General features: G+C 67.9%; 18 protein-coding genes. 11 read left to right on the top strand and 7 right to left on the bottom strand.

Going from position 1 to position 20,815, the window contains the following annotated elements:
• From IU459_RS13880 to IU459_RS13855, 6 genes are all read right to left on the bottom strand, one after another.
• The coding region (locus tag IU459_RS13880; protein WP_195129917.1) for a condensation domain-containing protein at nt 1–1,574 on the bottom strand (1,574 nt) is incomplete at its 3' end.
• Nucleotides 1,575–2,411: 837 nt separating this feature from the next.
• On the bottom strand, nt 2,412–3,179 hold the full coding sequence (gene cobM, locus IU459_RS13875; protein WP_195129916.1) for a precorrin-4 C(11)-methyltransferase: 768 nt from the start codon (nt 3,177–3,179) through the stop codon (nt 2,412–2,414).
• Between the two features lie 297 nt (nt 3,180–3,476).
• Nucleotides 3,477–3,902, bottom strand: coding sequence for a PPOX class F420-dependent oxidoreductase (locus tag IU459_RS13870; RefSeq protein ID WP_195129915.1), 426 nt, complete (start codon nt 3,900–3,902; stop codon nt 3,477–3,479).
• A gap of 627 nt (nt 3,903–4,529) precedes the next feature.
• Nucleotides 4,530–5,720, bottom strand: coding sequence for an FAD-dependent oxidoreductase (locus IU459_RS13865; protein ID WP_195129934.1), 1,191 nt, complete (start codon nt 5,718–5,720; stop codon nt 4,530–4,532).
• Nucleotide 5,721: 1 nt separating this feature from the next.
• Nucleotides 5,722–6,285, bottom strand: a complete 564-nt coding sequence (locus IU459_RS13860; protein ID WP_195129914.1) for a TetR/AcrR family transcriptional regulator — start codon at nt 6,283–6,285, stop codon at nt 5,722–5,724.
• Between the two features lie 171 nt (nt 6,286–6,456).
• Nucleotides 6,457–7,383: a LysR family transcriptional regulator gene (locus IU459_RS13855; RefSeq protein ID WP_228837854.1), complete on the bottom strand. Its 927-nt coding sequence runs from the start codon at nt 7,381–7,383 to the stop codon at nt 6,457–6,459.
• A 142-nt stretch (nt 7,384–7,525) separates the two neighbouring features.
• Here IU459_RS13855 and IU459_RS13850 point away from each other — a divergent pair, with 142 nt between their 5' ends.
• Both IU459_RS13850 and IU459_RS13845 read left to right on the top strand, forming a co-directional pair.
• A complete protein-coding gene (locus IU459_RS13850) occupies nt 7,526–8,923 on the top strand; it encodes an MFS transporter (protein WP_195129912.1) in 1,398 nt (465 codons plus the stop codon).
• A complete protein-coding gene (locus IU459_RS13845; protein WP_195129911.1) occupies nt 8,920–9,666 on the top strand; it encodes a 3-hydroxybutyrate dehydrogenase in 747 nt (248 codons plus the stop codon). Before IU459_RS13850 ends, IU459_RS13845 begins: the two co-directional genes overlap by 4 nt.
• An 8-nt stretch (nt 9,667–9,674) precedes the next feature.
• Here the strand turns inward: IU459_RS13845 and IU459_RS13840 are convergent, their stop codons facing one another.
• Nucleotides 9,675–10,268 carry an SACE_7040 family transcriptional regulator gene (locus tag IU459_RS13840; RefSeq protein WP_195129910.1) on the bottom strand — a complete coding sequence of 198 codons (594 nt, stop codon included), beginning with the start codon at nt 10,266–10,268 and terminating at the stop codon, nt 9,675–9,677.
• A gap of 94 nt (nt 10,269–10,362) precedes the next feature.
• Here IU459_RS13840 and IU459_RS13835 point away from each other — a divergent pair, with 94 nt between their 5' ends.
• The 9 genes from IU459_RS13835 to IU459_RS13795 all read left to right on the top strand — a co-directional run bounded on the left by IU459_RS13835 (nt 10,363) and on the right by IU459_RS13795 (nt 20,663).
• Nucleotides 10,363–11,958: a carboxyl transferase domain-containing protein gene (locus IU459_RS13835; RefSeq protein WP_195129909.1), complete on the top strand. Its 1,596-nt coding sequence runs from the start codon at nt 10,363–10,365 to the stop codon at nt 11,956–11,958.
• Between the two features lie 5 nt (nt 11,959–11,963).
• A complete protein-coding gene (locus IU459_RS13830; RefSeq protein ID WP_195129908.1) occupies nt 11,964–14,015 on the top strand; it encodes an acetyl/propionyl/methylcrotonyl-CoA carboxylase subunit alpha in 2,052 nt (683 codons plus the stop codon).
• Nucleotides 14,012–15,172 carry an acyl-CoA dehydrogenase family protein gene (locus tag IU459_RS13825; RefSeq protein WP_195129907.1) on the top strand — a complete coding sequence of 387 codons (1,161 nt, stop codon included), beginning with the start codon at nt 14,012–14,014 and terminating at the stop codon, nt 15,170–15,172. Before IU459_RS13830 ends, IU459_RS13825 begins: the two co-directional genes overlap by 4 nt.
• On the top strand, nt 15,169–15,651 hold the full coding sequence (locus IU459_RS13820) for a MaoC family dehydratase (protein WP_195129906.1): 483 nt from the start codon (nt 15,169–15,171) through the stop codon (nt 15,649–15,651). The genes IU459_RS13825 and IU459_RS13820 overlap by 4 nt, the downstream gene beginning before the upstream one ends.
• Nucleotides 15,648–16,460 carry an HpcH/HpaI aldolase/citrate lyase family protein gene (locus IU459_RS13815; RefSeq protein WP_195129905.1) on the top strand — a complete coding sequence of 271 codons (813 nt, stop codon included), beginning with the start codon at nt 15,648–15,650 and terminating at the stop codon, nt 16,458–16,460. Before IU459_RS13820 ends, IU459_RS13815 begins: the two co-directional genes overlap by 4 nt.
• Before the next feature lie 31 nt (nt 16,461–16,491).
• The gene (locus IU459_RS13810; RefSeq protein ID WP_195129904.1) at nt 16,492–18,441 is read left to right on the top strand and encodes an acetoacetate--CoA ligase; all 1,950 of its coding nucleotides are present in this window, start codon (nt 16,492–16,494) and stop codon (nt 18,439–18,441) included.
• Between the two features lie 56 nt (nt 18,442–18,497).
• Complete coding sequence (locus IU459_RS13805; protein ID WP_195129903.1) at nt 18,498–18,752, top strand: type II toxin-antitoxin system Phd/YefM family antitoxin; 255 nt, start codon at nt 18,498–18,500, stop codon at nt 18,750–18,752.
• Nucleotides 18,749–19,348, top strand: a complete 600-nt coding sequence (locus tag IU459_RS13800) for a type II toxin-antitoxin system VapC family toxin (protein WP_195129902.1) — start codon at nt 18,749–18,751, stop codon at nt 19,346–19,348. The genes IU459_RS13805 and IU459_RS13800 overlap by 4 nt, the downstream gene beginning before the upstream one ends.
• 73 nt (nt 19,349–19,421) lie before the next feature.
• Complete coding sequence (locus tag IU459_RS13795) at nt 19,422–20,663, top strand: TetR/AcrR family transcriptional regulator (protein WP_195129901.1); 1,242 nt, start codon at nt 19,422–19,424, stop codon at nt 20,661–20,663.
• Nucleotides 20,664–20,815: the final 152 nt, after the last annotated feature.

The following is a 20,815-nucleotide window of genomic DNA, read 5'->3' as shown; positions in this document are numbered from 1 at the left end:
CCGGCCTTCACCACCGCGTGCATGCCGATCACCAGCTCGAGCGAGCGGCGCATGCCCAGCGCGACAAGCGATTCCGGCCCGACGCCGTCGGCGATCAGGAAGCGGGCCAGCCGGTTGACCCGCGCGTCGAACTCCGCGTAGGTGAGCGTGGCACCCTCGAAGTCGAGCGCGATGTTGTCCGGGGTCAGCGGCATCTGCGCGTCCAGCAGCGCCGCGAGCGTGGTCTCCGGAACGTCCTGCTCCGAATCGTTCCACTCCAGCAGCGTCCGCTCGCGTTCGTCGGCGGTGGTGACCTCCAGGTCCCACACCGTCGCGTCGATGCTCGCGGCGAGGAAGCGATCGAAGAACTCGAGGAAGCGGCCGTGGTGGCTGCGCGCCTCGTTCTCGCTGTACAGGTTCGGGTTGGTCTCGAAGTCGATGTGCGAGCGGGTGCCCGCCACCGACTGGTAGAAGTTGACGCCCAGATCCTCGATGCTGCCGGTGGACAGCACGTGCAGATTACCCACCATCGAGCCGAACACGATCTCGTCGTGGAACAGCATGATGTTGACCCACGGCCCGAAGAACTCCGTGGTCACCACACCGTCACCAGCCGCGTCGCGGCGGATGTCCTCGTGGCGGTAGCGCTGGTGACGCAGCGCGCCGGACACTTCGACCTGCACCTGCTTCAGCAGCTCCGACACCGTGGTGTCGTGACCCACGTGCAGCCGCAGCGGCACGATGTTCGACGACACACCGCCGGAGCGGCGCATCGCGGCGGTGGTACGCGCGGTCACCGGCAGGCTGAGGATGACGTCCTCGACGCCGTTCCACTGCGCCAGGTACGCCGCGAAACCGGCCAGCAGCAATCCGGCGGGCGACGAATCGTGCCGCGCGACGGCCGCGTCCAACAGGCCGTTCTGCTCGTCGGACAACGCGGCGCTCACGATGCCGTTGATCGCGGCGGGCGGCGCGGAACGGCCGGTCAGGCTGGTGCCTTCCTCCAGCCCCGCCACCCGCTCGGCCCAGTACTCCTTGTCGGAGGTGAACCGGGTGCTCTCCCGGTAGGCGATCTCCTGCTCATACAGGGTGTACAGATCGGTCGCCTTGGACTTGGCGGCCTCGACGCCGTCGACGTAGGCGGTGTAGAGCTCGGCGATCCGATTGAGGTTGGTCATCGCGCCGAAGCCGTCGAGCGCGATGTGGTGGGCGCGGGAATACCAGTACCAGTGGTCGTCGGCCAGTTGCAGCGCCGCGATCATGATCAGCCGGTCATTGGTCAGGTCCAGCGGGCGGCTGTACTCGGCGCGCATCCACGCCATCGCAGCGGCGGCCGGATCGGCCTCGTCACGCAGATCGACGTAGACGACCTTGTCGTAGTCGGCGATCGAGTGGTCGACGAACTGCAGCGGCTCGCCGTCGCGCTCGATGATCCGGAGGAAGCCGGACCCCAGCTCGTGCGAGGCGTCGATGCTGGCCTGCTCGAGCACCTCGACATCCAGCTCACCGTGCAGGTCGACGTACTGCGCGATGGTGATCGGCACCTGCGGATCGACATGCTGCGCGTACCAGATGCCCAGCTGGGCGGGCGACAACGGAAAGACGCCGGACCCTCCGGGTGCTACCCCAGAGCCCGCGTGTGCCCGTTCGCTACCAGTTTCGCCGTTTCCGCCGAAATCCAGCCGGTCCAACCGTAACCTCGCTTCCGGAACACCACGCAAGCGCTCCCCGACCACACCCGGAGTAGGCGCTCACCTGTCCCAGCGTGGCGCCCGAGTCTCCGGTTCAGTTCTCATATCAATCAGGCAAAAATGTTCATTTGAACTATCTGTCCAGCAGGCCGGCGTTGTTACATGGGCGCGACCGTGCCCAAAGCCCACCGACCGGCTCCGCCGGGACTGCCGTTGCGAATCACCGGAACAATCTACCGTCGCCTCCGGCGCCCGACCAACCAACCTCCATAGCCGGACAACATCACCACAGGCAGCGCTATTGTGAGGGGTTCGCAAGGGGACTGTTGCCGTTCTCACACACCGCACCGATGCACCATCCCGGCGCACTCGTGCCGCGCGACCAAGATCACTGTGCCCAGCGGAACGCCCGAGCCGCACCGCACCCGCACGCCCGCCGCGTGCACACACGTGGGACCGCGGGAAACCGCATTCCGCGTACTGGTCGCGAATCCCAGCCCGCCGATACGCCGCACCCGGATCGTAAGAAGAGGGCCGGGCCGCCGCGGCCCAGTCGAGTCGTGGCCGGTCGCGGGCAGCGATGCTGTGCGGGTTCACCTCATGCCCGTGACGAGTCATCGCCGCGCCCGATCCGGCGGCAGCTCAGGTAAACGGCGTGATCTCGCCTCGGCGGGCGTGAGCGCACCCACATTGGTTCGCAGCCTGCCGAGTCGTTGTGGTCGGCCGCGGTATCCGCCGGAGTTATCGGTGATCGGGACCGGTGGTTCCGCGCACTCGCGCCGGGTCGTAGAGGTGGGATTCCGCGCAGGCGACCGAGGGCGTCAGCGCTCGGCCTACCAAGATCACCGCGGCCTGTCGTAGACCAGCGGCCTCGACCTGGTCGGCGATGTCGTTCAGAGTTCCGCGCAGAACGAACTGCTCGGGTTGACTGGCGCGGTAGACGACGGCGACCGGGCAGTCCGGGCCGTAGTCGGCGACCAGTTCGGATGCCAGCGTGCGGATGCGGGTGATGGCCAAGTGCAGCACGAGCGTGGCACCGGTGGCGGCGAAGTTCGCCAGCGCCTCCGCCTCGGGCATCGCGGTCGAGCGGGCGTGCGTGCGGGTCAGCACGACCGATTGCACCAGCTCCGGCACCGTCAACTCGGCGCCGAGCAACGCGGCGGCCGCGGCGTAAGCGGGCACGCCCGGCGTGACATCCCACGGCACACCATGCGCATCCAGCCTGCGGGTCTGCTCGGTGAGCGCGGAATACAGCGACGGGTCCCCCGAGCACAGCCGAGCCACGTCCCTACCCGCGCGGTCGGCCCGCACCAGATGATCGGTGATCTGGTCGAGATCCAGATGCTGGGTGTCGATCAACTCGGTGTCCGGTGCGCAATACGCCAGCACCTGCGGATCCAGATAGGTACCCGCGTACAAGCACACCGGCGACGCGCGCAAGAGTTCGACCGCACGCACCGTCAACAGATCTGCCGCACCCGGCCCGGCCCCGATGAAATGCACGGTCATGCGCCGAGTGTATTGACCGCTGGACCGGCCACCCCGGCGACCGAACCCAGAGCCGAACATCGATCGCGACCGGCTACGCGAACTGGCGTCGATGCCGCTGGTACCGCTTCGGATGGGGGTGCCCTTGCCCGAACAGATGTAGCGGGCAATAGGGAGAGCTTTGCGGGCGGAACCTCGGCCCGACGTCCTGCGTGACCATCTCCACCGGCCGTGCCTGGACCGTCAGCTGACAGCCGGGCCGCCGCGAGCCGCACCAGATGTGCGATGTGGCAACTGCATCGGCGCAGTGGGCAGGGGTCAGCCTGTCACATCGAAGTGGGCGATCACCTTGGTGGGCCGCACCCGGACCACCAGCTCGCCGGGTACGCCGTTGCGCATGCCGAACTCCTCGGCCCGGTCCGCGCCCATGTAGCGCCCACCGATCTCGGTGGCCGTGCGAAGCAGTTCGTCCGGATCCTCCGAAAGCGTCACAATGCCCTGCACCTGGACCGACGCGTACGGCGGCCCCTCCAGATCGACGCACACCGCGACCCGCCCGTCCCGCGCCAACGCCTTGCCCTTGACGCTCGACTTGCCGGTGTTGAAGACCAATTCATCACCCTCGAGGACGAACCAGACCGGCGTAACCATCGGCCTGCCGTCCGCCGCCACGAACGCCACCTTCCCCGTCCGGGTGCCGTGCGAAAGGAACTCACGAACTTCAGGATCCGAAAGCGAAGCCATACGCCAACCCTAATCGCCGGCCCTGCCGATCAGCGTCATCGAAGGGTGCGTTCCTCAACCGACATTCACTCGTCGCAGCGAGCACGCAGACGCATTGGCAGGGACTCCATCGCCACTCTGGCTGCGATGCCGCATCACCCGGCCGAATATGCCCGAAGTTCACGGTGATCAGACCGCATACCGCTGACCGTGTCTTCGCGGGATTCCGAGCGATCCAGCGCTCGGAATCATCTTCGGCAAGCCATCGGCGCAGCCCTCGGCAGATCATCGGCATAGCCTTCGGCAGATCGTCACCACAAATTTCGGCAGATCATCGGCAAAACCTCCGGCAGATCATCGGCATGGCGAGGTGACCCGGTAGCGGTGAGCGCCGGAGACCCTCCAACATGGCCCACTTCCGTCCTATGCCATCCAAGAACCGGCAGTCGCCTCCATCCTTTGGGCAAGGCCATTGCCTCGTGTTCGCTGCCGGCCAGGTTCCGGAGACACCACCTCGGCCATCACAGCAGCGATGGCGCCCCGAGCCTTCTGGACGGACAGGTCAACTCACCAGACAAGCTGGCCGACCTGCGGCCAGTACGCGTCGCTGCCACGTGGTGGTTTCCATCAGGCCGGCGCCGATCGCGTTCAGCTGCGGATATGTTCCGGCCGCACGCCGAGCCCGATGAACCGGCCCACCGCGTGACGGAGCGCGGGTAGCCGCCGGAAAGCCCGGAAGATCGGTGGCAGGTGGGTGGCTGTGTTGTCGTCGAGGTGTTTGGGGTAGAGGTCGCGCAGGATGGCCAGCTGGAACAGCTGGGTCAGTTTGACCGGCAGCTGGCGGCGTGCTTGCACGCGTGGCGGATCGGCATCGGTCAGGCTGTGGGTGAGCAGTTTCGGGCCGAGGAGGTTCGCTGTCGCGACGGCGTCCTGGATGGCCAGGTTTATGCCGACACCGCCTGCCGGTGACATGGCATGTGCGGCATCGCCGATGCAGAGCAGGCCCGGTCGATACCAGTTGTCGAGCCGATCGACCCGTACCGTGAGCTGGTGGACGTCGTCCCAGCTGGCCAGTTCGTGGACGCGGTCCCGCAACGCGGGTGCTAGTTCACCAATCCTGCTGCGCAACTCTCCGATGCCGAGTGCCCGCAACTCCTGATAGGAGTTCGTCGGAATGGTGTATGCCACCTGCCAGTAGTCACCGCGGTCGATGGCGACCATTGCCCCTTTGCCGCCCTGGAAGAACTCCACCTGGTCCCCCTCTCGCCGCGACAGCCGGAACCACAGGACGTCCATGGGTGGCGAGCTCGCCTCGGCACGCAAACCGGCCTGGTCGCGCATGCGCGAGTGCCGGCCGTCGGCCGCGACGACGAGGTCGGCGCGGATCTCGAGCGTCCCTGCGTCGGTGGTCGCCCGTACGCCGACGACGCGGTCGTTCTCGATGAGCAGATCGGTCGCGTCGGTGGACTGCTGAAGCTGGAAGCCGGGGAATGTCGCGGCCTTCGTCGCAAGGAAGTTCAGGAACTCCCATTGCGGCATGAACGCGATGTAGGGGCTGCGGACCGGCAGCTTCCGAAAATCCGCGAAGGTCACCGGCGTACCACCGACAGCGACGGTGACCCGATCCATGGTGCTGTGCGGGAGCCGGTGGAATTCGTCCAGCCAGCCGAGCTCGTGGATGAGTTCCTGGGTGGACGGATGGATCGTGTCGCCGCGGAAATCGCGCAGGAAGTCGGCATGTTTCTCCAGCACGGTCACCTGGACGCCCTGCCGGGCCAGCAGGGTACCCAGCATCATCCCGGCGGGGCCGCCGCCTACCACGCAGCATTGCACCTTCATGTCATGCACCGGCTATCTCTCCTTCGGGTGGCGTTCCGCCATCAGGTCGAATGAGGCCGTGGAGCACGAGACCGACCAGCTCGTCGACATCGACCGGGCTTCCGGCGCTGCGCCCGACGGCGAGCGTCGCGAACAGGGCGGTCGCGGTGGTGTGCGCATCGTGATCGCGCAACTCTCCCGCTGCCACGCGTGAACGCAGATAGTCGGACATCGCGGCCTGACCTTCCGCCACGAACTCCGCCAACACAGCCCGAACGTTCTCGTGCGAATGGCCTGCGGCGAAGAAGAGCCTGAGCAGCTTGGCGTTGTCGGCCAGCAGGCCGTCGAACTCGCGCATCACCCGAGGCAGGACCTCGCTCGCCGACCGCCCCCGCGCTTGCTCCAGCAATTCGCGCAACTGCCGCGCGAACCCTCGCTCCCGCAGCAGCGCGGTCACCAGCGCTTCTTTGCCGGCGAAATAGTGATACAGCAGGCCCGGCGCCACCCCGGCGGCAGCCGCTATGTCCTTGACCGAAGCCCCGTCGATCCCTTTGTCGGCGAACACGTCCAACGCCGCGTCGAGCAAACGCTCGCGCCGCCACTCGGCCTGTTCTCGTCGGCTACCCACCACAACCTCATTGACTAAACGATCATTCAATGAAATGAAGCTACCACGTTCTGCGGGGAGCAGCCACGTGCATCCGTGCCGAGGACGTTCAGCTCACCTACAAGACCGGAATGAAGCTCGGCTGAAAAGTCACTGAGGTCGGCCGAGGAGAGTGTCGCGCTGGTCGTCGACCACGGCTCGGATCGCGGCGACGAAGGCCGCGACTTCTGGGCGGCGGAGGGTTTCGGCGCGGGCGACCAGCCAGTACCCGAGCGTGACCGTCACCGAATCGGCGAGAACGCGGACCAGGTCGGCGTGGCGGTCGGCCATGAAGCAGGGCAGCAGTCCCAGGCCCGCGGCGGCCCGGGTGGCCTCGACGTGCACGAAGACATTGGTGGAGGTGACGGATTCGCGCACGGCTGGAGCGAAGCTGGAGGCGAGGTCCAAATCGTCCACTTGGAGCATGGAATCGATGAAGTACACCAGCGGGTGCCGGGGCAGCTCGTCGATCGTCGCGGGAGTGCCGTGTTCGCGCAGGTATTCGCGTGAGCCGTAGAGGCCGAGGCAGTAGTCGGCCAAGTGGACAGCGGTGGCGCGGTGCACTTGCGGCTCACCCACCACCACCTCGAGGTCCAGCCCGGATCGCTGTTGCGACGCCCGCCGGGTGGTCGCCACGATCTCGACGGTGATCTTCGGGTGCCGTCGCCGCACCTCGGCGGCGGCGGGCGCGGCGATGTAGGCGCTGAAGCCGTCGGTCGCCGAGATTCGCACCACGCCCTCCAGCACGCGGTTGCCGCCCGCGTCCGCGGCGAGCGATTTCACCGCCGACTCCACCGCCTCGGCCGCGGCGAGGGCCTCCTTGCCGAGGTCGGTCAGTTCCCAGCCGCCGGTCACCCGGGTGAGCACGCGGCCGCCGAGGGTCTGTTCCAGCGCCGCGATCCGGCGCGAGATCGTGGTGTGGTTGATGCCGAGTTCTTCGGCCGCGGTGACGAAGCGGCCGGATCGTCCGACCGCGAGCAGAACGAGCAGGTCATCGGCGCTGGGACGCCGGGGTGACCCCGCGAAAGCCGGGCTCATATCTGCATCGTTGCAGATGCGTGCTGCATTAATGGTCATTGCGGCGCAATTCGTCTGCACGAATACTCGGTTCAGCCAAAGCATTGTGGGGGCCGTCACATCGAGACCCGAAGTGTGGCCCCGGGCACGAAGGAGATGTGCGATGAGGGTCCACAGCGCCGGGGCGAACCCGGCAGAGCCGAACGGCGAAGATCCGGGCGAAACCAGCGGTTTGCGGCGCGTGGTGGCCGCATCGATGGCGGGCACGGTGGTGGAGTGGTACGAGTTCTTCCTCTACGGCACCGCCGCCACGCTCGTGTTCAGCAAGGTGTTCTTCGCCAAGGGCACCAGCGACTTGGACGCCATCTTGGCCGCCTTCGTGACCTATGCCGTCGGTTTCGCCGCCCGCCCGCTCGGCGGCGTGGTGTTCGGGCACTTCGGCGACAAGTACGGCCGCAAGAAGCTGCTCCAGTTCAGCCTGGTGCTGGTGGGCGCCGCGACGTTCCTGATGGGCTGCCTGCCCACCTTCGGGCAGATCGGCTACTGGGCGCCCGCCCTGCTGGTGATCCTGCGCTTCATCCAGGGTTTCGCCGTCGGTGGGGAATGGGGCGGCGCGGTGCTGCTGGTCGCCGAGCACAGTCCGAGCCGCAGCCGCGGTTTCTGGGCGAGCTGGCCGCAGGCGGGCGTGCCCGCGGGCAACCTGCTGGCGACGGTGGTGCTGCTGGTGCTCACCTCCACGCTGTCGGACGCGGCGTTCCTCAGCTGGGGCTGGCGGGTGGCGTTCTGGCTGTCGGCCGTGGTGGTACTGGTGGGCTACTACATCCGAACGAAGATCACCGACGCGCCCATCTTCGTCGCGGCGCAACAGGAAGCCGAGCAGATCAAGGCGACCTCGCTCAGCGTCGTCGAGGTGCTGCGCCGCTACCCGCGCGGCGTATTCACCGCGATGGGTCTGCGTTTCGGCGAGAACGTCATGTACTACCTCGTAGTCACCTTCACCATCACCTATCTCAAGGTGCAGGTGCACGCCGACACCGCAGTCATCCTGTGGTGGCTGCTCGCCGCGCACGCGGTGCACTTCGGGACGATCCCGCTGGTGGGCAAGCTGTCCGACCGCTTCGGCCGGCGTCCGGTCTACCTGGTCGGCGCGCTCACCGCGGGCACCTGGGGCTTCTTCGCCTTCCCGATGATGGACAGCGGCCACAACGTGATCATCATGTCCGCCATCGTCATCGGCTTGGTCTTCCACGCCTTCATGTACGCCGGGCAGCCCGCGATCATGGCCGAGATGTTCCCCACCCGGATGCGCTACTCCGGTGTGTCCCTCGGCTATCAGGTGACGTCGATCGCGGCCGGGTCGCTGGCGCCGATCATCGCCGTCCGGCTGCTCAACACCTATGACTCTGCCGTGCCGATCGCCTGGTACCTGGCGGGCGCGGCGGCGATCAGCGCGATCGCCGTGCTCGTAGCCCGGGAAACGAAAGGACTGAGCTTGGAAAGCATCGACATCGCCGACGCCGAGAAACTCGGCGCGCGGACCGCCGAAGTGACTGTGCGATGAATGATCTGGCGGGGCGCACCGCGCTGGTCACCGGCGGCGCGAGTGGCATCGGCGCGGCATGCGCCCGTGCGCTCGCGGCGCGCGGCGCGGTGGTCACCGTCGCCGACATCGATGACGTCGGCGCGAAGGCCGTGGCCCGTGAGCTCGGCGGAAAGTCGTGGGCGGTGGACCTGCTCGACGTCGCGTCGCTGGAAACGCTGGAACTGGACGCCGACATCCTGGTGAACAACGCCGGAGTACAACACATCAGCCCGATCGAGGACTTCGCCCCGCAGCGGTTCCGCGATCTGCTCACGCTGATGGTGGAGGCGCCGTTCCTCTTGGTGCGCGCGGCTCTGCCGCACATGTATCGGCGAGGCTGGGGACGGATCGTCAATATCTCCTCGGTGCACGGCCTGCGCGCCTCCGAGTACAAAGTCGCCTATGTGACGGCCAAGCACGGGTTAGAGGGCCTGTCGAAGGTCACCGCGCTCGAGGGCGGCCCGCACGGGGTGACGAGCAACTGCGTCAACCCGGGCTATGTGCGAACACCCCTGGTGGACAAGCAGATCGCCGACCAGGCCAAGGCACACGGCGTGCCGGAGCAGGAAGTGGTGGAGAAGATCCTGCTCACCGAGAGCGCGATCAAACGCCTCGTCGAGCCGGAGGAAGTGGGGGCGCTGGTGGGCTGGCTCGCGGCACCGAACGCGGGCATGGTCACCGGCGCGTCGTACACGATGGATGGTGGGTGGAGCGCTCGATGAGGGGGCGCTCAACCCAGGGCGGCCAGCGCCATCCGGCGCAGCACCGGCCGGGCTCGGACCCCGGTCGCCGTGCTCGCGCTGTGCGGGGTCGAGTTGATCAGGCCGAAGGCGGCGTGGGCCTGCACTCGCGCCGTCTCCTCGGGTAGCTCCGGATGCAGTTCGCGCAGCACCGCCACCCAGATCTCCACGTATTGACGCTGGGTGCGGCGGATCTCCCGGCGGGCCGGGGCGGGGACGTTGTCCAGGTCGCGATCCTGGATGCGGATCAGCTCCGGCTCGCCGAGCGCGAAGTCCAAGTGATGGTCGACCAGCCCGGCGAGCGCCTGCTCGGCCGAATTCGTTGCCGCCACCACCGCCTTGCCGCCGTCCAGCAGCCGCTGACTCACCCCGACCAGCAACTCGATCAGCAGCGCTTCCTTGTTCGGGAAGTGCCGGTAGACCGCGGGACCGCTGATGCCGACGGCGGCGCCCAGGTCGTCCAGGCGCATGCCGAGGAAGCCACGGTCGGCGATGAGCCGGGCGCCCGCCTCCAGCAGGTGCGCCCTGCGTTGCGCCTTCAGCTGCTCGCGACGGGTCAGCGCGACGGATTCGACACTGGTCACACGCGGTCCTTTCCGCCGATCTGGACATCTCGGTTAACCAAGACTAACCTGAATTCCAGTTATCGGCGACTAACTCAGGCGACAGGATAGCGTGATGACCGTTACCGAAGAGGTCGGCAACCGCGCCGCGCACGCGGCGCTGGTCGACGACCTGCGCGCCCGGCTGGCCGCCGCGGCGCTCGGCGGGCCCGCGAAGGCACGCGAACGCCACGTGGCGCGGGGCAAGCTGCTGCCGCGGCAGCGGGTGGACCAGCTGGTCGATCCGGGCAGCCCGTTTCTCGAGCTGTCCCCGCTGGCCGCCACCGGGATGTACGACGACGAGTCTCCCGGCGCCGGGATCATCACCGGGATCGGCCGGGTGTCCGGGCGCGAGTGCGTGATCGTGGCCAACGACGCCACCGTCAAGGGCGGCACCTACTACCCCATGACGGTGAAGAAGCATCTGCGCGCGCAGGAGATCGCGTTGCAGAACCAGTTGCCGTGCCTGTACCTGGTCGACTCCGGCGGCGCGTACCTGCCGCGGCAGGACGAGGTGTTCCCGGACCGGGAGCATTTCGGGCGCATCTTCTACAACCAGGCGACCATGAGCGCCAAGGGAATTCCGCAGATCGCCGCGGTACTCGGCTCCTGCACGGCCGGTGGCGCGTACGTGCCCGCGATGAGCGACGAGGCCGTGATCGTGCGCAACCAGGGCACCATCTTCCTCGGCGGGCCGCCGCTGGTGAAGGCCGCGACCGGCGAGGTGGTGACGGCCGAGGAGCTCGGCGGCGGTGAACTGCACTCCCGCACCTCGGGTGTCACCGACCACCTGGCCGAGGACGACCAGGACGCGCTGCGCATCGTGCGCCGCATCGTGGGCACACTCGGACCACGCGCCGCCACCCCGTGGGAGGTTCGGCCGCCGATCGCGCCCGCCGCGCCGGAATCGGACCTCTACGACGTGGTACCGGTCGATCTGCGCACGCCCTGTGACGTACGGGAAGTCATCCACCGCTTGGTCGATGGGTCGGGCGGCGGCGAGAGCGGGTTCCACGAGTTCAAGGCGGAATACGGCAAGACCCTGGTCACCGGGTTCGCGCGCATCCACGGCCATCCGGTGGGCATAGTCGCCAACAACGGCGTGCTGTTCAGCGAATCCGCCATGAAAGGCGCGCATTTCATCGAGTTGTGCGACAAGCGCAGCATCCCGCTGCTGTTCCTGCAGAACATCACCGGCTTCATGGTCGGCCGCGACTACGAAGCAGGCGGCATCGCCAAGCACGGCGCGAAGATGGTCACAGCGGTGGCCTGCGCACGGGTACCGAAGCTCACCGTCGTGATCGGCGGCTCCTACGGCGCGGGCAACTATTCGATGTGCGGACGTGCGTATTCCCCGCGCTTCCTGTGGATGTGGCCGAACGCGCGGATCTCCGTGATGGGCGGCGAGCAGGCCGCGTCCGTGCTGGCGACCGTGCGCGGCGACCAGCTCGACAGCAGCGGGCAGCCCTGGTCGGCGGAGGACGAAGAAGCCTTCAAGGCCCCGATCCGGGACCAGTACGAGAGCCAGGGCAACCCCTACTACTCGACCGCGCGTCTGTGGGACGACGGCGTCATCGACCCCGCCGACACCAGAACCGTGCTCGGCCTCGCCCTTTCGGTGTGCGCGCAGGCCCCGCTCGAACCCGTCTCCTACGGCGTATTCCGGATGTGATGGCGATGCTGAACAAATCCGTTCCCGTCGACTTCGACACCGTGCTCGTCGCCAACCGCGGCGAGATCGCCGTGCGGGTGATCCGCACCTTGCGCGCCATGGGAATTCGCTCGGTCGCCGTCTACAGCGACGCCGACGCGGACGCCCGGCACGTCCACGAGGCCGACACGGCGGTACGACTCGGCCCGGCTCCGGCGCGCGAGAGCTACCTGTCCATCGACGCCGTGGTGGCCGCCGCCGTGCGCACCGGCGCGCAGGCCGTTCATCCCGGTTACGGATTCCTCTCGGAGAACGCCGCTTTCGCCGCCGCGCTGGCCGCGGCGGGCATCGTCTTCCTCGGCCCGCCCGCGCGTGCGATCGAGGTGATGGGCGACAAGATCGCCGCGAAGAACACGGTGGCCGCGTTCGGCGTCCCGGTGGTGCCCGGCATCGCTTCGCCCGGCCTCACCGACGACGAGCTGATCGCCGCGGCTGCCGAGGTCGGGTATCCGGTGCTGGTCAAGCCGTCCGCGGGCGGCGGAGGCAAAGGCATGCGCCGGGTGGACGATCCGGAACGCCTCGCGGAGGCCCTGCGTAGCGCGCGCCGGGAGGCCGCCGCCGCGTTCGGGGACGACACCCTGTTCCTGGAGCGATTCGTCACCCGGCCCCGGCACATCGAAGTGCAGATCCTTGCCGACCAGTTCGGCAACGTGCTGCACCTGGGCGAGCGTGAATGCAGCCTGCAACGCCGCCACCAGAAGGTGATCGAGGAGGCGCCCTCGCCGCTGCTGGACGCGGCGACCAGGGCCAGGATCGGCGCCGCCGCCTGCAACACCGCCCGCAGCGTGGACTACGTGGGCGCGGGCACCGTGGAGTTCATCGTCTCCGCCGACCGGCCCGACGAGTTCTTCTTCATGGAGATGAACACCCGGCTGCAGGTGGAGCATCCGGTGACCGAGCTGGTCACCGGCGTCGACCTGGTGGAATGCCAGATCCGGGTCGCGGCAGGGCAGAAGCTGGCGGTGGCGCAGGACGACATCCGCATGGTCGGGCACGCCATCGAGGCCAGGGTGTACGCCGAGGACCCTGGGCGCGGGTTCCTGCCCACCGGTGGCACGGTGCTCGATCTGGACGAACCGGAAGGCCATGGGGTCCGGGTGGATTCGGGGCTGCGGATCGGCACGCGCGTCGGCAGCGACTATGACCCGATGCTGTCGAAGGTCATCGCGCACGCCGGTGATCGCGCCGCCGCCCTGGCGAAACTCGACCGGGCGCTGGCCGAGACCGTGCTGCTCGGCGTGACCAGCAATATCGAGTTCCTGCGCTTCCTGCTGGCCGACCCGGATGTCGCCGAGGGACGTTTGGACACCGACCTGCTGGACCGGCGTGTCGTGGATTTCCATCCGGCCCCGGTCGGCGATGACGAGTTCATCGCCGCCGCGGTCTGTCACTGGCTGCGCCGCTGGCCGGCGACGCCGAGCGATCCGTGGGCGGTCCCGTCCGGATGGCGGATCGGGGCCGACGCGCCGACGCCGATCCGGCTCGCGGGCGGCGATCGGATCGAGCACGTCTATCTCTCCGGCACACCCGCCGACGGCGTGGCCCGCATCGGTGACGGCGACACCTCCTCGCTCACAGTGACATTCACCGGGCGCGGCAACGCCTACGCCGGTGTGCTCACCTTGACCAAGGACGGCCTGCGGCGCACCTATCGGGTCGCCGAGCAGGACGGCCTGCTGTGGGTAGCGGGGCCCTCCGGCATCGCGGCGCTGCGCGAAGTCGCCGAGGTCAACGTGCGCGGCGACGACGAACACGTCGGCGACGCCGAGATCCGCAGTCCCATGCCGGGTTCGGTGATCGCGGTGCCGGTCGCTTCCGGCACGGCCGTCGCCGCGGGCGACGCGGTGGTGATCGTGGAGGCGATGAAGATGGAGCACTCCCTCACCGCGCCGGTCGCCGGGACCGTCGAACTGCTGGTCGAGCCCGGCGCCCAAGTGCGCCTCGACCAGGTGCTCGCGCGCATCGCCGCCGCGCGGGCCGAACCGGAACACGCTGAACGAGAAGGAATCCCGACATGACCGACTTCCTGTCCACCGGCACGCTGCCGGAGGAGTACCGCGATCTCGCGCTGACCGTGCGTGACTTCGCGCGGTCGGTGGTCGCGCCGGTGGCGGCCGAGCACGACGCGAACCACACCTTCCCGTACGAGGTGGTCGCCGGAATGGCCGATATGGGTCTGTTCGGCCTGCCGTTCCCCGAGGAATACGGCGGCATGGGCGGCGACTACTTCGCGCTGTGCCTCGCGCTCGAGGAACTGGGCAAGGTAGACCAGAGCGTGGCCATCACGCTGGAGGCGGGCGTCTCGCTCGGCGCGATGCCGATCTACCGATTCGGCAACGACAAGCAGAAGCAGGAGTGGCTGCCTCAGCTGACCAGCGGCCGCCATCTCGCCGCGTTCGGCCTCACCGAACCGGGCGCGGGCAGCGACGCGGGCGGCACCAGGACCACCGCGGTCGCCGACGGCGGCGAGTGGATCATCAACGGCAGCAAGCAATTCATCACCAATTCCGGCACCGACATCACCGTGCTGGTCACGGTGACCGCCGTAACGGGACAAACCGGCGGCAAGAAGGAGATCTCCACCATCCTGGTGCCCACCGACACCCCCGGTTTCGTCGCCGAGCCCGCGTACAACAAGGTCGGCTGGAACGCCTCCGACACGCATCCGCTCAGCTTCACCGACGTGCGGGTGCCCGAGGAGAACCTGCTCGGCGAGCGCGGTCGCGGCTACGCGAACTTCCTGCGCATCCTCGACGAGGGCCGGATCGCCATCGCGGCGCTGTCCGTCGGGGCCGCGCAGGGCTGCGTGGACGAGAGCGTGCGCTACGCCAAGGAGCGCGAGGCGTTCGGGCAGGCGATCGGCCGCAACCAGGCCATCGCCTTCAAGATCGCCAGGATGGAAGCGCGGGCCCATGCCGCCCGCACGGCCTACTACGACGCGGCGGCGCTGATGCTGGCGGGGAAGCCGTTCAAGAAGCAGGCGTCCATCGCGAAACTGGTGGCCAGCGAAGCCGCCATGGACAACGCCCGCGACGCGACACAGATCTTCGGCGGCTACGGCTTCATGAACGAGTACCCGGTCGCCAGGCATTATCGGGACAGCAAGATCCTGGAAATCGGCGAAGGCACGACGGAGGTGCAGCTGATGCTGATCGGACGGGAGCTGGGGCTGTGACCCGGCGCGCGGTGGTGCAGCGCGGACTCTGGTTCGAGGAGTTCGACACCGAAGTGGTCTACGAGCACCGGCCCGGCCGCACCATCACCGAGGCGGACAACGTCCTGTTCACCACGCTGACCATGAACACCCAGGCGCTGCATCTGGACGCGGCGTTCAGCGAACAGCTGCCTCCGTTCAACCAGCGGCTGGTGAACTCGATGTTCACGCTGTCCACCCTGGTCGGGCTGTCGGTGGCGCAGCTGACCCAGGGCACCATCGTGGCCAATCTCGGCTTCTCGGAGATCGCCTTCCCCAAGCCGCTGTTCCACGGCGACACCATGTACGCCGAAACCGTGGTCACCGGCAAGCGCGAGTCGAAGAGCCGCCCCGGCGAGGGGATCGTGACCTTCGCGCACACGGCACGCAACCAGCACGGCGACATCGTCGCCACCGCGGTCCGCAAGACGCTGGTCCGCAAGGCCCCGGAGTCGGCATGAGCTGGCGGATGCCGGGCCCGGCCTGGTTGTTCTGCCCGGCCGATCGCCCCGAGCGCTACGCCAAGGCCGCGGCGGCGGCCGATGTGGTGATCCTCGACTTGGAGGACGGCGTCGCCGCACACGACAAGGCGGCGGCGCGCACCGCGCTGACCGACACCCCGCTGGATCCCGAGACCACGGTGGTGCGCGTCAACGCGGCGGGCACCGAGGAGCACGCGCTCGATCTCGCGGCGCTGGCCGTCACCGCCTATCGCCGGATCATGCTGCCGAAATGTGAATCAGCCGACCAGGTCACGGCGCTGGCGGACTACGAGGTGATCGCCCTGATCGAGTCGCCGCTCGGCGCGCTCGCGGTCGGCGCCGCGGTGACCGCGCGCAACGCGATCGGCGTCATGTGGGGAGCCGAGGATCTGGTGGCGGCGCTGGGCGGGACCGCGAGCAGGCATGCCGACGGCGGCTACCGCGACGTGGCCCGGCAGGTCCGGTCCACCGCGCTGCTGGCGGCCAAGGCGTACGGAAAGTTCGCTTTGGACTCGGTTTATCTGGATATTCGCGATCTGGACGGTCTGCGCGCGGAAGCCGAGGACGCGGTCGCGGTCGGCTTCGACGCCAAGGTCGCGATCCATCCGCGCCAGGTTCCGGTGCTGCGGGCGGCCTACGCGCCGTCGCAGGACGACACCGCCTGGGCCCGGCGGCTGCTCGCGGAGGCGCCGAAGCACCGCGGTGTGTTCGCCTTCGAGGGCAGGATGGTCGATGCCCCCGTACTCCGGCATGCCGAGCAGATCGTGCGACGCGCCGAGCGCGTCTGATCACCGAGTTTCCACAGCGAGGAGGACCGCCATGCAGCCACAATGGGTGCCGACCGAACAAGACATCGCTGCTGCCAGGATCACCGACTTCGCGCGATTCGTCGCCGAGCGCACGGGGGTGCGCGCGGCGGACTACCACCAACTATGGCAGTGGTCGATCACGGATCTCGCCGGTTTCTGGCACGCGCTGTGGGACTACTTCGCGCTCGGCGAGGTCGCCGGCGAGGTGCTGGCGAACGCCGAGATGCCGGGCGCGCGGTGGTTCCCCGGCACCCGGCTCAACTACGTGGACCAGGTGATCCGCCAGCTGCGCACCGACCGGCCTGCGATCAAGGCGGTCAGCGAGGACGGCCCGATTCGCGAGGTCTCCTGGGCCGAATTGATCGACCACACCGCCACTTTCGCCCGTACCCTGCGCTCCCTCGGCGTGCGGCCCGGCGACCGGGTGGTGGGATATCTGCCGAACATCCCGGAGGCGGTGGTCGCGTTCCTGGCCACTGCGAGTATCGGCGCGATCTGGAGCGCCTGCGGTCAGGACTACTCGCCGAAGGCGGCGCTGGACCGGCTCGGTCAATTGGAACCCACCGTGCTGGTCACCGCCGACGGCTACCGTTTCGGCGGCAAGACGCACGACAAGCGCGCCGACATCGCCGAGCTGCGTGCGGGGCTGGATTCCCTGAAGCGCACGATCGCGATCCCCCGGCTGGGACTCCGCGTGCCGGACACGATGCCGTGGAGCGAAGCGATCACCACCACAGCCGCGGCGCCCGCGGTGATCACCACAGAATCGGTCGATTTCGACCATCCGCTCTGGATCGTGTTCTCCTCCGGCACAACCGGACTGCCCAAGGGCATCGTGCACGGCCACGGCGGCGTGCTGCTGGAACACCTCAAAGCGGTTGCCCTGCAATCGGATATCGGCTCCGACGACACGTTCTTCTGGTACACCAGCCCGAGCTGGATGATGTGGAACTTCCAGATCGCAGGCCTGCTGGCCGGGGCGACGATCGTCTGCTATGACGGCAGCCCCACCCATCCCACCCCCGACGCGCTGTGGCGCATCGCCGCCGAAGTCGGCGCCACCGTACTCGGCACCAGTCCGGGATATGTGCTGGCCTGCATCAAAGCGGGCTCCGTGCCGCGCACCGACCACGACCTCTCGGCGCTGCGCACGGTCGGCATCACCGGCTCCGCCCTGCCCACCTCCTCGGCGCTGTGGCTGGGTGAGAATGTCGGCGACCGCGTGCAGATCTCCTCGATCAGCGGCGGCACCGACGTGGTGTCCGCGTTCATCGGCGGCGTGCGCACCGTTCCGGTGTGGCCGGGCGAACTTTCGGCGCCTTACCTCGGCGTCGCACTGGACGCGTACGACCCGGCGGGGCAGCCGGTGCGCGGCGAGGTCGGCGAGCTCGTCGTCACCGAGCCGATGCCATCGATGCCGGTCCACTTCTGGCGCGACGAAGACGGAAAGCGTTATCACGACGCGTATTTCGACATGTTCCCGGGAATCTGGCGACACGGCGACTGGATCACCATCACCGACCACCACAGCGTGATCGTGCACGGACGCTCCGACTCCACGCTCAACCGGCACGGCATCCGGATGGGCAGCGCGGACATCTACCAGTCCGTCGAACGGCTGCCGGAGATCGCCGAGGCCCTGGTGATCGGCGCCGAACAGCCCGACGGCGGATACTGGATGCCCCTGTTCGTGGTCCTGGCGCCCGGCGCCGAACTCACCGACGAACTGAAAGCCCGCATCGACAACACCATCCGCACCGAGGTCTCCCCCCGCCACGTCCCGGACGAGATCATCCTCGCCCCCGGCATCCCGCACACCCGCACCGGAAAGAAGCTGGAGGTGCCGATCAAGAAGTTGTTCCAAGGCGCCGACCCGGCCCGTGTCGTGGAACGCAGCGCGGTGGACGACCCCGGTTTACTGGATTGGTACGCGATCCAGCGGCGACGCACTACAGAGTGAGAGGATTGTGGCTATAATCTCGTACTGATATATGGCCACAAAAGGAGCCTCCTGCCATGGACGTCGGAATCCGAGAGCTGCGAGATAGCCTCAGTCGGCACCTAGCCGAGGTTCGATCAGGACACACGGTGACGGTCACCGATCATGGGCAGCCCATCGCCCGCATCGTTCCGGTCGGTCGCCTGACACGGCTGGAACAGCTGCGTAGCGAAGGACGCGTTCAACCTGCGCGCAAGAGGAAGCAGCCAGCCCCTGAACCGGTCCACGGTAAAGGCGTCGTCAGTGACCTGATCGATGAGCAGCGCCAGTGATCGGATATCTCGATACCTCGGCCTTCGTTCCGCTGCTGGTCGACGAGCCGAGCAGTGGAGCCTGCCGCCGCTTCTGGGATGATGCCGACGCGGTGGTTTCGAACCGGCTCCTCTATGTGGAGACCACAGCGGCACTTTCGCAGGCTCACCGAATGAGGCGGCTCGATGACGTTGCCTATTCGACCTGCAGGCACCTCTTGGACCAGCTCTGGCCGCAGATCGAGGTCATCGAGATCGACGAGGAATTGGTGCTGCGGGCGGCCGAGCTGGCCGATCGTTGCGCACTGCGGGGATATGACGCCATCCATTGCTCATCCGCGGAACAACTCGACGACCCGGACCTCGTCGCGGCGTCAGGCGACAAGCGGCTACTGGATGCGTGGCAGACGCTAGGGGTGGCAACGTTCGACACGAACAGTCGAGCCTTGGCCGGCGAGAAGTTGGAGACGACCACCACGAAAAGAACGGTGAACGCGGCCCTGCAAACGGCCTCCGAACGTCAGCGCCGGATGGAGCAGGTCCTGACCGATCCGTACGGGTTCGGGGTTGGCCCCGATATCGCCGACACGGAAATCATGGGCGAGGCTCGCCGTTGAGCGAGGGAGCCGTAGGCCGTATCCCATGACATGGCGAGCCTGCGCATAGCAGCAGGTCGTTACCATGTTCGTCATGAGTGTCGACAATCGCCGTACGGCGCGGAAGGCGAGCAGCGGCGACTCGGCACCTCGGGAGATCCGGCGCAGACCGAAGAACCGGCGGGCCCAGATCGCGGCGGCGTCCGCCGCCGCGTTCGGCGCGCTCGGCTACCACGGTGTGAGCATGGACGACATCGCCTCCGGGCTCGGGATCAGCTCGGCGGCCCTGTATCGGCACTATCCGAGCAAATACGCGCTGTTCCGGGAGGAACTGCTGCGGGTGGGCCGGGCGATGACCGAATCGGTGGAGCTGCCCGAGGAGGCGCTGGACTGGCCCGCCGAGCAGCGGCTGCGGCACGTCCTCGACGCGCTCATCGCCGTCACGATCGAGAACCGCCCCACCGTCACGCTGGTGCGCTGGGAGGGCAGATACCTCGAACCCGAAGACCAGACCACGCTCAATGAGCAGCAGGCCACGGTCCTCGGCGCCCTGGGCAGCCAGCTGGCCGCGCTGCGCCCGAAGCGGACCGACGACGAGCTGCGCGTACTGCGTACCGCATTACTCAGCACAATCACCAGCATCGCCGACCATCACGCCGCCCTTCCCGCGAAATCCCTTGCCCGCCTGCTGAGTTCGGCGTGCTTTGCGATCGCGGACGCGGACCTGCCCGCGGAACGCCCGGTCGAACCGGTGGCGGTGGTGGAGATCCCGGACTCGTTCAAACACGAACTGCTGCTGCGCAAAGCGGTCGAGCTGTTCCACGAGCGCGGGTACCCGAACGTCAGCGTGGAGGACATCGCCACCGCCGCAGGACTTTCGGCCGCGTCGGCGGTGTACCGCTTCTATCGCGGCAAGAGCGACATCCTGGCCGCCGCCTTCCGCCGCGCCGCCGAACGGGTTTCCGGCGCCATCGGCCCCGCCGTCGCGGCGGCAGGCGATTCCGAGGACGCGCTCACCGCGTTGATCACTCAGTACGTCGCGGGTTCGTTCGCCGAACGCGCGCTCACATTCGTGTATTACACCGAGTTCCAGCATGTTCCGGCCGAGGAACGCACCGTGCTGCGCAACATCCAGCGGCTCAGCGTCGAGGAGTGGGCCCGGCTGCTGCGCGAGGTGCGCACCGAACTCACCCCCGCCGAGGCGCGCATCCTCGTCCACGCGGCCTTCGCATTGGTCGTCGATCTCGGTCGCGCCTTCGGCAATGAGCCACTGGCCGCGCAGGATCGGGTGCGCCTGCTGATGCAGCTGGTGCTCTTCGGTCGCCCCGCTCGGTAGCGATCGCCGCAGGCACCGTCCCGTCGGTGGACGCTCGAGCCGACCGTGCGGAGAACCTCCCGCTGCCGAGACAGCTCAGCCCGGTGCTTATGTTAATAACGGTTCGCTACGGTTCTCATGCATGGACGGACGTGGTCAGCAGCTTTATGACA

Source organism: Nocardia amamiensis, from assembly GCF_015477605.1.
Lineage (GTDB): Bacteria > Actinomycetota > Actinomycetes > Mycobacteriales > Mycobacteriaceae > Nocardia > Nocardia amamiensis_A.
The sequence above is the reverse complement of the archived record's forward strand: the minus strand, read 5'-3'. Positions and strand labels throughout refer to the sequence as shown.